At 70.4% G+C, this 13,152-nt stretch carries 6 protein-coding genes; 3 read left to right on the top strand and 3 right to left on the bottom strand.

Annotated features, from left to right (window positions below; all coding sequences use genetic code 11):
* Nucleotides 1-96: 96 nt before the first annotated feature.
* The 3 genes from ACFVH2_RS06400 to ACFVH2_RS06390 all read right to left on the bottom strand — a co-directional run bounded on the left by ACFVH2_RS06400 (nucleotide 97) and on the right by ACFVH2_RS06390 (nucleotide 4,296).
* The gene (locus ACFVH2_RS06400; protein ID WP_378420353.1) at nucleotides 97-1,893 is read right to left on the bottom strand and encodes an ABC-F family ATP-binding cassette domain-containing protein; all 1,797 of its coding nucleotides are present in this window, start codon (nucleotides 1,891-1,893) and stop codon (nucleotides 97-99) included.
* Complete coding sequence (locus ACFVH2_RS06395; protein ID WP_378420354.1) at nucleotides 1,893-2,822, bottom strand: 4-(cytidine 5'-diphospho)-2-C-methyl-D-erythritol kinase; 930 nt, start codon at nucleotides 2,820-2,822, stop codon at nucleotides 1,893-1,895. The genes ACFVH2_RS06400 and ACFVH2_RS06395 overlap by 1 nt, the downstream gene beginning before the upstream one ends.
* 64 nt (nucleotides 2,823-2,886) lie before the next feature.
* The gene (locus ACFVH2_RS06390; protein WP_378420355.1) at nucleotides 2,887-4,296 is read right to left on the bottom strand and encodes a wax ester/triacylglycerol synthase family O-acyltransferase; all 1,410 of its coding nucleotides are present in this window, start codon (nucleotides 4,294-4,296) and stop codon (nucleotides 2,887-2,889) included.
* 737 nt (nucleotides 4,297-5,033) lie between these two features.
* Between ACFVH2_RS06390 and ACFVH2_RS06385 the strand changes: the two genes are divergently transcribed.
* The 3 genes from ACFVH2_RS06385 (at nucleotide 5,034) to ACFVH2_RS06375 (ending at nucleotide 13,081) form a co-directional block, all read left to right on the top strand.
* Nucleotides 5,034-10,508: a carboxyl transferase domain-containing protein gene (locus tag ACFVH2_RS06385; protein WP_378420356.1), complete on the top strand. Its 5,475-nt coding sequence runs from the start codon at nucleotides 5,034-5,036 to the stop codon at nucleotides 10,506-10,508.
* Nucleotides 10,509-10,642: 134 nt separating this feature from the next.
* Complete coding sequence (locus tag ACFVH2_RS06380) at nucleotides 10,643-11,629, top strand: helix-turn-helix transcriptional regulator (RefSeq protein WP_378420357.1); 987 nt, start codon at nucleotides 10,643-10,645, stop codon at nucleotides 11,627-11,629.
* 66 nt (nucleotides 11,630-11,695) lie between these two features.
* Nucleotides 11,696-13,081 (top strand): lipase family protein, encoded by a 1,386-nt coding sequence (locus ACFVH2_RS06375; RefSeq protein WP_378420358.1) that lies wholly within the window; start codon nucleotides 11,696-11,698, stop codon nucleotides 13,079-13,081.
* Nucleotides 13,082-13,152: the final 71 nt, after the last annotated feature.

Below are 13,152 nucleotides of genomic sequence, written 5' to 3'. Positions count from 1 at the left end.
CGCCCTCCATGACGGTGACCCATGAAACAGACACTGACCTGTTTCGCAGAGTAGTCGCCTTCACACGTACGCGGGAGGTGAATAGAACCGGCCGGGCTACTCGAGCTCGGCCGCCAACTCCATCCACCGCTCCTCCGCGGTCTCCTTCTCCGCGACGACCGCTCGCAACTCGGCGTCGAGCCGCTGCAGCTTCTCCGGATCGGTGGCAGCCTCCGCGAGCGCCGTGTGCAGCGTCGACTCGCGCTCGTCGAGCTTGGCCACCTGCCGCTCGAGGCGACTGAGTTCCTTGCGCGCAGCACGATCGGCGGCACCGTCCCGAACCACCACCGGGTCGCCCGCGCCGCCGGTACGCGCGGACGTGACAGGCGCCGGACCCGGCGCGGCCATGGCTGCCACCGCCTCCCGTCGCCGCAGGTACTCCTCGATGCCGCCGGGCAGATTGGTCAGTTTGCCGTCGCCGAAAAGCGCCCAGGTGGAATCGCAGAGCCGCTCGATCAGGTAGCGGTCGTGACTGATCACGACCATCGTGCCCGCCCAGCCGTCGAGGATGTCCTCGAGCTGCTGGAGGGTGTCGATGTCCAGGTCGTTGGTCGGCTCGTCGAGCAGCAGCACGTTCGGCTCGCTCATCAGCACGCGGGTGAGCTGCAGCCGACGCCGCTCGCCACCGGACAGGTCACCGACCGGGGTCCGCTGCCGGGCCGGCGTGAAACCCAACCGCTCGGCCAGCTGTCCTGCCGAAATTTCCTTGTCTCCCAAGGTGATCCGCTCGGCGACGTCCTTGACCGCCTCGAGTACCCGCATCTTGACGGGCAGGTCGTCGAGCTCCTGGCGCAGCCAGCCGATCTTGACGGTCTGCCCCTGGATGCGACGACCCGTCGCCGGTTCGAGCTCACCAGCGAGGGTGCGCAGCAGGGTGGTCTTGCCCGAGCCGTTGACGCCGACCAGACCGATCCGCTCGCCCGGCGCGAGCCGCCAGGTCAGGTCGTGCACGAGTTCGCGTCCGTCGGGCGTGGTCAGCCGCGCGTCCTCGAGTTCGATCACGACCTTGCCGAGCCTGCGCTGCGCGAAGGAGGCCAGCGCCACGTTGTCGCGCGGCGGCGGGACGTCCGCGATGAGCGCCTCCGCGGCCTCGATCCGGTACTTGGGCTTCGACGTTCGCGCCGGGGCGCCGCGGCGCAGCCACGCCAGTTCCTTGCGGGCGAGGTTGCGGCGGCGCTCCTCGGAGGCATCGGCCTGCCGAGACCGCTCCGCGCGGGCGAAGATCCAGTCGTTGTAGCCGCCCTCGTAGCTTTCGACCTTGCCGCCCACCACTTCCCAGGTCCGGTTGGCGACGGTGTCGAGGAACCAGCGGTCGTGGGTGACGACCACCAGCGCGCTGCGCCTACCGACGAGATGCTCGGCCAGCCACTGCACACCCTCGACGTCGAGATGGTTGGTGGGCTCGTCGAGCACCAGCAGGTCCAGGTCCTGCACCAGGGCTGCGGCGAGCGCGACGCGGCGACGCTCACCGCCGGAGAGCCCCTCGACACCGCGGTCGAGTCCGACCGAGTCGATACCGATCCCGGCCAGGATGGACCGGATTCGCGCGTCGCCCGCCCACTCGTGCTCGGCCATCCCGAGCGGCGCGAGCACCACGTCGGCCACCGTGGACCCGGCGGGCAGCACGCCACGCTGGGTGACCACGGCCATTCGGAGTCCGCCGACCGCGCTCACCCGGCCGCTGTCGGGCGGCTCGAGTCCGGCGAGCACCTCGAGCATGGTGGTCTTGCCGCCGCCGTTGAGACCGACGACACCGATCCGCTCGCCCTCCTGCACCCCGAGCGAGACGGAGTCCAGGAGCGGTTTGATCCCGAAGGATTTCGAGACCTGCTCCAGGTTGATCAGGTTGGCCATCAGTGCTCCGTCTCGTGATCGATGATGCGGGCGCCGGGCACCGGTCCGTGCGCGATCCGCACGGTCCGGCACACGCCTGCGCCTGCCAGTTCCGCTCCGACAGCGACCGCGGCCTCGGCGTCGGCGCACAGGAATGCGCAGGTGGGTCCGGAGCCGGAGACGATGCCGGCGAGCGCGCCCGCATCGGTGCCGGCGCGCAGGGTACGCCGCAGCACGGGCGCCAGGGACAGCGCGGCGGGCTGCAGATCGTTGCCGAGCAGGGGCGCCAGAGCGTGGGGGTCACCGGCGGCCAGCGCGTGCATCAACGCCTCGGCGCCACCGAGGCGCGGCGGACTGCCCTCGGCACGCAGCCGGTCCAGCTCCCGGAACACCGTCGGCGTGCTCAGGCCACCCTTGGCCAGCGCGAGCACCCAGTGATAGGTGTCGCGCGCGAGCACCGGCAGCAGCCGTTCCCCACGGCCGGTGCCGAGGGCGGTGGCCCCGTGCAGTGCGAACGGCACGTCGCTGCCGAGCTGCGCGCCGATTCCGCTCAGCTCGGCGCGGTCGAGTCCGAGCTGCCACAGTTCGTTGAGCCCCACCAGTGCGGCCGCGGCGTCGGCACTGCCGCCGGCCATACCTCCCGCGACCGGGATGCCCTTGGTGATGGAGACGGCGACGTTCGGGGCGCGGCCCGCGCGCTCGGCGAGCAGCTCCGCGGCCTGCCAGACCAGGTTCCGGCTGTCGGTGGGGACTGCGCCGGCGTCGTCGCCGTACACGGTGACGGAGAGCTCGTCGGCGTCGGCGAACCGGACGTCGTCGCTGAGCGAGAGCGCCTGGAAGACCGAGGTCAGCTCGTGGTAGCCGTCTTCTCGCAGGTCACCGACACCGAGATGGAGGTTCACCTTCGACGGCGCCCGGACGATCACCGGATGCGGAACTACGGACAGCACAAGGCACCAGCGTAGTGGACGAATCGCCCCGCCCCGACCGGCGGAGCGCCGCCTTCGCTCTGCTCTAGAGACCGACCGCGTCCTCCAACGCATCGAGTTCGTCGCCGAGGAAGCCGAGCATCGGCTCGAGATCGGGCACGGTGCGCCTGCACCCGGTGAGCCCGAAGGCGATCTCGTCGTCGGTGCTGGTGCAGGTGATGTTCAGCGCCTGCCCGTCGACCGGGATCGACAGCGGGTAGAGCGCGGTGAGCCGGGCACCGTTCCAGTACAGCGGCATCCCCGGCCCGGGCACGTTGGAGATCATCACGTTCGCCGGCCGGATCGGGGCGCCCGAACCGAGGAACATCCCGAGCGCGAGCGGGGCGACTCCCAGCGCGCTCATCGCGCGAATCTGGGTCGCGCTGCGGGTTCGCATCGACTCCTTGCCTTCGCTCATCGACTCCCGCACGGCCGCGAGCCGGTCCCCTGCGGCGTCGAGGTGGGTGCCGAGGGTGCAGGTCAGCATCCCGATCTCGTTGCCTGCCGTGCCCTCGCGTCGCTCGCTGCGCAGCGAGACGGGGACCATCGCGACCAGCGGGCTCTCGGGCAACTCGTCGCTCGCGGCCAGGTGCGTCCGCAGGGCCCCGGAGCACATCGCGAGCACCACGTCGTTGATGGTGGCGTCGGCGAACTTGGCCACCAGCCGAAGCCGTTCGATCGGCCAGGACCGGGCGGCGAAGCGTCGCGCCCCGCCGATCGGCACGTTGAAGACGGACTTGGGGGCGGCGAGCGAGAGGGCACCGCCGCGGTCGTGCAGTGCGCGGTCGACGGTCCCCGCCAGGGCGGGCACCAGGCTCGCCGCCTCTCCGACCACGTCGCGCGCGACGCGCACCGCACTCGCGACCAGATCGAGTGCACCGCCGCCGTCGGTCGTGGGCTCGTCCACGACCAGCGTCAGTCCCGCCCTGCGCTCGGCCGGCGTCGGCTCCCAGGGTGCCGGCATGTCGCGGGCGTCCGGGTCCTCGCTCAGCGCGCGCCGCAGCATCCGCATCGCCGAGACCCCGTCGGCCAGGGCATGGTGGATCTTCATGTAGACGGCGAAGCGACCGTCGGCGAGGCCCTCGATCAGGTGCATCTCCCAGAGCGGACGGTTGCGGTCCAGCAGGCCCGCGTGCAGTCGCGAGACCAGGTCCATGAGTTCGGTGGTGCCACCCGGTTGCGGCAGTGCGTCGTGTCGGATGTGGTAGTCGAGGTCGACCTCGGTGTCGGTGTCCCAACCCCACTGGCCCAGCGAGGTCACCGAACGCCGGGCGCGCTTGCGCAGTCGGGGCGCCACGTCCCCGCGCCGCAACGCCGCATCGAGCATCGACCGGATCTCCTTCGTGTCCATGCCCTCGGCAGGCTGCAACAACACGAGGCCACCGACGTGCATGGGATGCTCGCGCGACTCGCCCAGCAGGAACATGGAGTCGGTCGGCGACATCGGCAGGAGCATGGTCAACCTTCTTCCGGCGGGATCGGGTGTGGCGCACGTTGTGCGCTTACCCGAGGTAACAATGAGATGTGAGAAGGATCACGACTTGGCCGCTATGTGACTTTCTACAGCATCCGAATCCACCCAGCCACTCGGTCGAACGTCCAGGTCGGCGGCCGAAAAGGCACCCACGGGACCAATCCGGCATCCGCGACATCGAGAGCGGTCGCGTCGACCCGTGGCGACTCCGCAATCCACGGCCGAACCCCGCGTCGAGCGCTACTCGCCGTCACAGGAATCACCTCGAAATCGATCGGCAAATGCTACTCGCGAGTACGCAAAACATTACTCGGAAGTAGCCTTTTTCGGCCGATCCGGACCCTCGATCGACTCTCGAATTCCATTGCCGTGCAACCTAATTGAACAATCAATGTAACGACATGACATCGCCGCCGAAATAATGCATGCTGGCATACCGGAAGGGCCGACTGGGGCCGATCGGGTTCCGGAGGAAATGCCGGAGTTTGCGGCTGCCGCGTCCATGCTCAACACGACGCGGCCGAACCTCCGGGCACCCGGTGTCCGGTAGTCCAGCGGCCATGGCTTGGCTGCGGGCGGTCGGGCGCATCGAGGACACCGGAAGGTTTCCACTCGATGGCCCAGGGCGTGCCCGTACTGCGTGGCCGTCGAGCGCTCACTGTCGCGCGGTCGACAACTGTCTTTCAAGAAACGGTGGCACGAGAACGGTGGCTAAAGGGATGTTCACACGGATTGCGGTAGTCAACCGGGGTGAGGCGGCGGTCCGCCTCATCCGGGCCGTACGCGAGCTCAACGCGGAGCACGATCACGCCATCACGACGATCGCGCTGCACACGGACGCCGAACGGCGCGCGATGTTCGTCCGGCAGGCCGACGAGGGTGTCACCCTGCGGCCCTCGACCACGGCCGCGACGCCGTACCTCGACCACGCCGAGCTCGAGCGCGCCCTGATCGAGGCCCGCGCCGACGCCGTCTGGGTCGGCTGGGGCTTCGTCGCCGAGGACCCCGCCTTCGCCGACGTGTGCGCCCGACTGGGCATCACGTTCATCGGCCCGTCCGCCGACGCCATGCGGCTGCTCGGCGACAAGGTCGAGGCGAAGCTGCTCGCGGAGAAGGTCGGCGTCCCCGTCGCCCCGTGGTCGGGCGGCCCCGTGGAGACGCGCGCCGACGCCCGCCGGCACGCGCAGGCCATCGGCTACCCGCTGATCATCAAGGCCCGCTCCGGCGGCGGTGGCCGCGGCATCCGCAAGGTGTACTCGGAGGACGAGCTCGAACTCGCGCTCGAACGCACCCAGGGCGAGGCGGAGCGCTCCTTCGGCGACCCGGTCGTCTTCATCGAACGGCTCGTCACCGAGGCCCGCCACGTCGAGGTGCAGGTCATCGCCGACGCGCACGGCAACGTGTGGGCCCCCGGCGTGCGCGACTGCTCGATCCAGCGCAAGAACCAGAAGGTCATCGAGGAATCCGCGTCCCCGCTGCTGACGGCCGAGCAGTCCGCGGAGCTGCGCAAGGTCTCCGCCGAGCTGGTCAAGGCCGCCGGCTACTGCGGCGCCGCCACCGTGGAGTACCTCTATCAGCCCTCGCAGCAGGTGTTCACCTTCCTCGAGGTCAACACCCGCCTGCAGGTCGAGCACCCGATCACCGAGTTCACCACCGGCCTGGACCTGGTCAAGCTGCAGATCCACGTCGCGAGCGGCGAACCGCTCGTCGGCGAGTGCCCGACGGAGTTCGGACACGCCGTCGAGGCACGCCTGAACGCCGAGGACGCGGACAACGGCTTCGCGCCCGCGCCCGGCACCGTGCAACTGCTCAAGTTCCCGCTCGGCTCCGGCCTACGCGTGGACACCGGCATCGCCCAGGGCGATGTCATCCCGCCGGACTACGACTCCATGGTCGCGAAGGTCATCGCCTGGGGCCGCGACCGCTCCGAGGCCTTCGCCCGGCTGCGCACCGCACTGCGCGAGACCACCGTCGTGCTCGAGGGCGGCACCACCACCAAGTCGTTCCTGCTCGACCTGCTCGACCGCGAGGAGGTCGTCACCGCGTCCGCCGACACCGGCTGGCTGGACCGCACCGGTGCCGGCACCGCGAACGGCCCGACCCGCACCGCGTCGATCGCGCTGCTGGCCACCGCGATCGACGTCTACGACGCCGAGGAGGCGCTCGAGCGCAGTGCCTTCCTCGCATCCGCTCGGGGCGGTCGCCCGCGCACCAAGAACACCGTCGGGCGCCCGGTCGAGCTGAGCTACCAGGGCCAGGCCTACCAGCTGGTGGTCGGTCAGACCGGACCGCACCGCTACCGGATCGACGGCGACAGCGGCGAGATCGAGGTCGACGTCGACCGGCTCGGCGAGTTCGAGAGCCGGCTGGTCGTGGGCGGCCGGCGCCACCACGTGGTGTCGGTGGCCGGTCCGGCCCATCACCTCGTCGAGGTGGACGGCATCAGCCACCAGGTCAGCCAGGACGAGGCCGGTGTGGTGCGAGCCCCGTCGCCTGCGGTCGTCGTCGCCATGCCGGTCGCGGTCGGCGACGAGGTCGAGGCAGGCGCCACGCTGGTGGTGCTCGAGGCCATGAAGATGGAGACCGCGATCCGCGCGCCGCACGCCGGCATCGTCCGCGAGGTCCTGGCGATCGTCAATTCCCAGGTCGACGCGGGTGCCCCGCTGCTGCGCGTGGACCAGGTCGCGGAGGAGGCGGTCACCGAGTCCGCACCGCGGGTGGAGTTCGCCGCGCCGGAGGCCCGCGACGGCGACGTCCTCGGCGACGCGCTCGCCCGCCTCGATGCGCTGAGCGCGATGATCACCGGCTACGACGTCGAGGCGGCCCGCTCGCGCGCGCTGCTCGCCGAGTACCTCGAGCTGCGCGAGAGCCTGCCCGAGTCCGACCACACGCTGGTCGAGGCCGAGTTCGCGCTGCTGACCACGTTCGCCGACCTGTGCGAGCTCTCCCGCAACCGACCGACGGTCGGCGAGGAGGACACCGACGAACGGGTGCACAGCCCGCGCGAACACTTCCACTCCTTCCTGCAGTCCCTCGACGTGGACGTCGAGGGTCTCCCGGAGTCGTTCCGCGCCAAGCTGGCCCAGTCGCTGCGGCACTACGACGTCGCGGAGCTCGAGCGCACCCCGGACCTCGAGGAAGCCGTGCACCGGATCTTCGTCGCGCAGCAGCGGATGGAGGCGCAGGTCCCGATCGTGGCAGGCCTGCTCTCGCACTGGCTGCGCGACGGCCGCGTCGGCAGCGAGACCGTCCCGGCCCTGGCCGAGGTGCTGGACCGACTGATCGTCGCCACCCAGGCGCGCTACCCGCTGATCGGCGACGTGGCCCGCAACATCCAGTTCCGCATCTTCGACGAACCGGTCGTCCTGCGTGCCCGCGAACAGATCTACGACGGGGTGCGCGGCAGCCTGCAGTACCTGGCCGAGAACCCCGGCTCCACCGACCGGCCCGGCCGGATCGACGCGATGGTCGACACCCCCGAACCCCTCGTCGGCCTCCTCGCCGAGGCGTGGTCCGCGCCCGCCGACCTGCTCGAGGTCGTCACGCGCCAGTACTACAAGATCCGCGGACTGTCCGAGGTCAAGTCAATCACCGAACGCGAGTTCCCCTGCGTCACAGGGTCGTTCGAGCTGTCCGGCGAGCACCTGAACCTGGTGTCGGTGGTCGCGGAACACAGCCGACTGTCCGACGCCCTCGCGGCCCTCGACGACGTGACCGGTCCGGCGCCGGTGAACCTGGTCGCCGACCTGTACCTGTCCTGGCCCGACGCCCCCGCAGACGACGACACGCTCGCGCAGTCGCTGCACACGAGTCTGTCCGCGCACGCGAGCACCGCGTCGTGGCGCCGCATCACCGTCACCGTGACGGTGCCCGGCGCGATGACCACCCAGCGTCAGGTGACCTTCCGGCCGTCGGCCGGGGAGGGCCTGGTCGAGGACCGGATCATCCGCGGCATGCACCCCCTGACCGCGCAGCGTCTGGACATGTGGCGGCTGAAGAACTTCGACGGCACCCGTCTTCCCGCCACCGCCGACACCTACCTGTACCACCTTGCGGCCAAGGACAATCCGTCGGACGAGCGCCTGATCGCGATGGCCCAGGTGCGCGATCTGACCATCGCGTTCGACGCGGACGGCGAGATCGCGGCCGCCCCCGCCATCGAGCGAGCCGTCGCCTCCTGCCTCGACGGCATCCGGCGGGCGCAGGCCGAGCGGGGCAGCAAGCGCCTCGACAACAACCGCGTGGTGCTCTACGTGTGGCCGCGACTGGACGTGGCCGCGGACCGGATCGCCTCGATCGCCCGGCACGTCGCGCCGCTCACGGTCGGGGCCGGCATCGAGCAGATCACGATGATCTGCCGACTGCAGGAGTCGCCGAACGCGAAGCCGCGTCAGGTGGCGGTGCGCTTCTCGTACCGCTCGGGCGCCGGCATGCAGGTCGCGATCACGGAGCCGCCGACCGAACCGCTCAAGCCGCTCGACGAGTACACCCAGAAGGTGCAGCGTTCGAAGTCCCGCGGCACCGTGTACCCGTACGAGCTGATCCCCGCACTGTCCGCAGGCGGCAGCTTCGTCGAGTACGACCTGGACGAATCGGGAAGCCTTGTGCCCGTGGATCGTCCGTACGGCCGCAACACCGCCGGTCTCATCGTCGGTGTGGTGTCCTCGCCCACCGCGCGCTACCCCGAGGGCATGACCCGGGTCGCGCTGTTCGGCGACCCGACCAAGGCCCTGGGCACCGTGGCCGAGGCCGAGTGCGCCCGTCTGGTGGCGGCGATCGACCTCGCCGAGTCTCTCGGGGCACCGGTGGAGTGGTTCGCACTCTCGTCGGGCGCGACCATCTCGATGGAGTCCGGCACCGAGAACATGGACTGGGTCTCGCGCGGACTGCGCCGGATCATCACGTTCACCCAGAACGGCGGCGAGATCAACGTGATCGTCGCGGGCATCAACGTCGGCGCCCAGCCGTACTGGAACGCCGAGGCCACCATGCTCATGCACACCAAGGGCATCCTGGTGATGACCCCGGACAGCGCGATGGTGCTCACCGGCAAGCAGTCGCTCGACTACTCCGGCGGCGTCTCGGCCGAGGACAACTTCGGCATCGGCGGCTACGACCGGGTGATGGGCCCGAACGGCCAGGCGCAGTACTGGGCGCCGAACCTGACCGCCGCCATCGACGTGCTCTTCGGCCACTACGAGCACGCGTACCTCGCTGCGGGCGAACGCTTCCCGCGCAAGGCCGAGTCCACCGACCCGGTCGAGCGCGACGTCCGCTGCTTCCCGCACGTGCACCCGTCGAGCGAGTTCACCACGGTCGGCGAGATCTTCTCGGCCGAGACGAACCCGGACCGCAAGAAGCCCTTCGACATCCGCACCGTGATGCGCTCGGTGGTCGACCAGGACCACGCCGTGCTCGAGCGCTGGGCCGACATGGCCGACGCCGACACGTCGGTCGTCTTCGACGCGCACCTGGGCGGGAACGCGGTGACGGTGATCGGCATCGAGTCCCGGGCCATCGCCCGCAAGGGCTGGTTCCCCACCGACGGCCCGGACCAGTGGACCTCCGGCACGCTGTTCCCGCGCTCGTCGAAGAAGACCGCCCGCGCGATCAACGCCGCCAGCGGAAACCGTCCGGTCGTGGTGCTGGCGAACCTGTCCGGCTTCGACGGCTCCCCGGAGTCGCTGCGGAACCTTCAGCTCGAGTACGGCGCCGAAATCGGCCGCGCCATCGTCAATTTCGACGGGCCGATCGTGTTCGTGGTGGTCTCGCGCTACCACGGCGGCGCGTTCGTGGTGTTCTCCGGCGCACTGAACGAGAACATGGAGGTGCTCGCGGTCGAGGGTTCGTTCGCCTCGGTGCTCGGCGGCGCGCCCGCCGCGGCCGTGGTGTTCACCCGCGACGTCAACACCCGCACGTCTGCGGACCCGGGCGTCCGTGAGCTCGAGGCCAAGCTGGCCGCCGCCGAGGAGGACGCCGAACGCACCCGGCTGCGCGTCGAGCTCGCCGCCGAGCGGGCCGCGGTTCGCTCGGCCAAGCTCGGCGAGGTGGCCGCCGAGTTCGAGGCGATCCACAACATCGAGCGGGCCCGCGAGGTCGGATCGGTGCACGCGATCGTCCCGGCCGCTGAGCTGCGCCCGCGTCTGGTCGACGCGGTGGAGCGGGGCATGGGCAAGGCCCTGAACTCGCAGTAGCGGGTGTAGCTCGTCCAGGACGGCGCCGTCGGGGTTACCCCGGCGGCGCCGTTCTGCAGTCCGCGGCCCGCACCCGGTAGCCCGACCCGCAATCGAGGACCGCTGTCGTCCGCAATAGCTGGCAGAGTGAACCCATGCTCGAGACCTCGGCACGACTCCTCCGGCTGCTCACCTTGCTGCAGACGCGGCGCGAGTGGTCGGGTGCGGACCTGGCGCAGCGACTCTCCGTCACCACCCGGACGGTCCGGCGCGACGTCGACAAGCTCCGCGACCTCGGCTATCCCGTCAACGCGAATGTCGGGGTCGGCGGCGGCTACCAGCTGGGCGCGGGTGCCGAGATGCCTCCGCTGCTGCTCGACGACGAGGAGGCAGTCGCCGTCGCATTCGGGCTGCAGTCGGGCGCGACCGGCTCCGTCGAGGGCATCGGCGACGCCGCGCTCCGCGCCCTGACGAAGCTGCGCCAGGTGATGCCCTCGCGGCTGCGGCACCGACTCGACGCCCTGCGCATCGACGTGGTCCCGCAGAGTCCACCGCGCTCCGCCGTGGACGCGGCGGTACTCACCTCGATCGCGTCCACGTGCCACGCGCACGAGCGGCTGCGCTTCGACTACCGCAGCCACGACGGGACGCAGACCCGGCGCGAGGTCGAGCCGCACCGCCTGGTCCGCGCGGGCGCCCGTTGGTACCTCGTCGCCTGGGACCTCACACGGTCGGACTGGCGCTCGTTCCGGGTGGATCGGATGACGCCGAAAACACCTGCCGGACCGCGATTCACACCTCGCCAGCTCCCAGTGGGCGATGCTGCCGAGTTCGTCTCCCGTGGCATCAGCCGCGCCGCCGGCCCCGTCACGGCCCGGATCCTGCTGGACGCGCCGATCACACGGATCGCGCCGATGGTCGACGAGCACTGGGGCGCAATCGAAGCCGCAGACGCGAACCGGTGTGTGGTGGAACTTCGCGGCGACTCGTTGGCCGGTATCGCGGGTTGGCTCACTGCCTTCGGGGTGGACTTCACGGTGCAGAGTCCGCCCGAACTCCGCGACGAATGCCTCCGACAGTCGGAGCACCACACGATGCTCAGCGAACGGTACCGCCGGGCGACCCACCGCGGCGAGGATTGACACCGTCTCCGAACTGGAACTTGTTATAGTTCGCGCCGTCACCGATGCTCGAAGGGATGCCATCGCATGATCGTGAACTTCAGGAGCCGCGCCTCTGCGCACCTTTCTCGCGGGCTGCGCGCGGCACTGCTGTCGCTGGTCGTCACCGCGCTGGCCGCGCCGGTGGCGGGCGCAGATCCCAACGTCTCCGACCCGTTCTACGCACCGCCGGCCGGGTACCAATCGACCGCACCGGGCACGATCCTGAAGACGCGACCGATCGATGCCAGCTTCTTCCAGGCGATCCCGATGCAGGTCGACGGGTGGCAGTTGCTGTACCGGACGACCCGCGCGGACGGCAGCCCGTACAGCGCGGTCACCACCGTGCTGAGATCTCGCCACACCCCGCGTCCGGGCGCGATCCTGTCGTTTCAGAACATGACCGACGCCGTCGCGCCGCACTGCATGCCGTCACAGGCTCTGCAGCAGGGCGCCGTGCCCTGGATCGACCCCGCCCGGCCGGCCCCGATCACGCTCTCCACGATGGCGGCCGAAACGCCGATGATCGCCGCGGCGCTGGCCCGCGGGTGGGCCGTCTCGGTGCCCGACTACGGCGGCGTCGACAACCACTTCCTCACCCCACGTGAACCCGGCTTCGTGGCGCTCGACGGCATCCGCGCCGCCGAGGGATTCGACCCGGCCGGCCTGTCGGGTCCGGCGACGCGCGCGATGTTGTGGGGTTACTCGGGCGGCGGCATCGCAACCGGATGGGCTGCGCAGGAACACCCGCGCTACGCACCGGAACTGAACATCGTCGGTGCCGCGCTCGGCGCACCGGTCGGCGACTTCAAGGCGGGCCTGCGCGCGGCGAACGGGAAGCCCATCGACGGCGCACTGTTGCCGGTCGCGCTGATGGGTGTCGTGCAGAACTCCCCCGACTTCGCCGCCGCGCTGGACCGGTACCTCACCCCGGCCGGGCAGGCGAGCGTCCGCGATGCGATGGCCAGGTGCACGCCGCAGAATCTGCTGTCCAACTTCGGCTTCGACGCCAACCGTCACCTGACGGCGCCGCTCGACACGGTCTTCGCGGATCCCGTCATCAGCGCCACCATCGAGGCCGCCGAGCTGGGTCACGCGGCCCCGACCGCACCGATGTACGTCTACAACGCGATCGGCGACGACATCAGCACGATCGACGGTGTGAGCGCACTGGTGACCTCGTACTGCCAGGCGGGCGCTCCGGTCACGTTCCGCAAGGAACAGCTGCCCATGCCGGTGTCGGCCCACACCGTCGAATGGGGACTGGGCGCGCCCGGCGCACTCGCCTGGCTCGGACACCGCGCCGACGACACCGCCACCCCACAGGGCTGCGACATCCAGGCCGTACCCGCCACCATCGCCGCCCCCGACGCGCTGGACAGCCTCGGCTCCGGGATCGTCACCGGATCCGTTCGCCAGCTTCTCGGCTACTGAGCGGATGCACGCCTGCCCGTGACCGCTCGGGAACCCGTAGGGTCGCGCAGCCGCTCCCGCACGGCCACCGG

It is taken from the genome of Rhodococcus sp. NPDC127527 (assembly GCF_042672245.1).
Lineage (GTDB): Bacteria > Actinomycetota > Actinomycetes > Mycobacteriales > Mycobacteriaceae > Rhodococcus_G.
This window is presented reverse-complemented; position numbering and strand designations above follow the sequence as displayed.

Excerpts from the sequence above, each read along its gene's own strand:
- ACFVH2_RS06400 (WP_378420353.1), bottom strand. The coding sequence starts at position 1,893 with ATGGCCAACCTGATCAACCTGGAGCAGGTCTCGAAATCCTTCGGGATC.
- ACFVH2_RS06380 (WP_378420357.1), top strand. The coding sequence starts at position 10,643 with ATGCTCGAGACCTCGGCACGACTCCTCCGGCTGCTCACCTTGCTGCAG.
- ACFVH2_RS06390 (WP_378420355.1), bottom strand. The coding sequence starts at position 4,296 with ATGCTCCTGCCGATGTCGCCGACCGACTCCATGTTCCTGCTGGGCGAG.
- ACFVH2_RS06375 (WP_378420358.1), top strand. The coding sequence starts at position 11,696 with ATGATCGTGAACTTCAGGAGCCGCGCCTCTGCGCACCTTTCTCGCGGG.
- ACFVH2_RS06385 (WP_378420356.1), top strand. The coding sequence starts at position 5,034 with ATGTTCACACGGATTGCGGTAGTCAACCGGGGTGAGGCGGCGGTCCGC.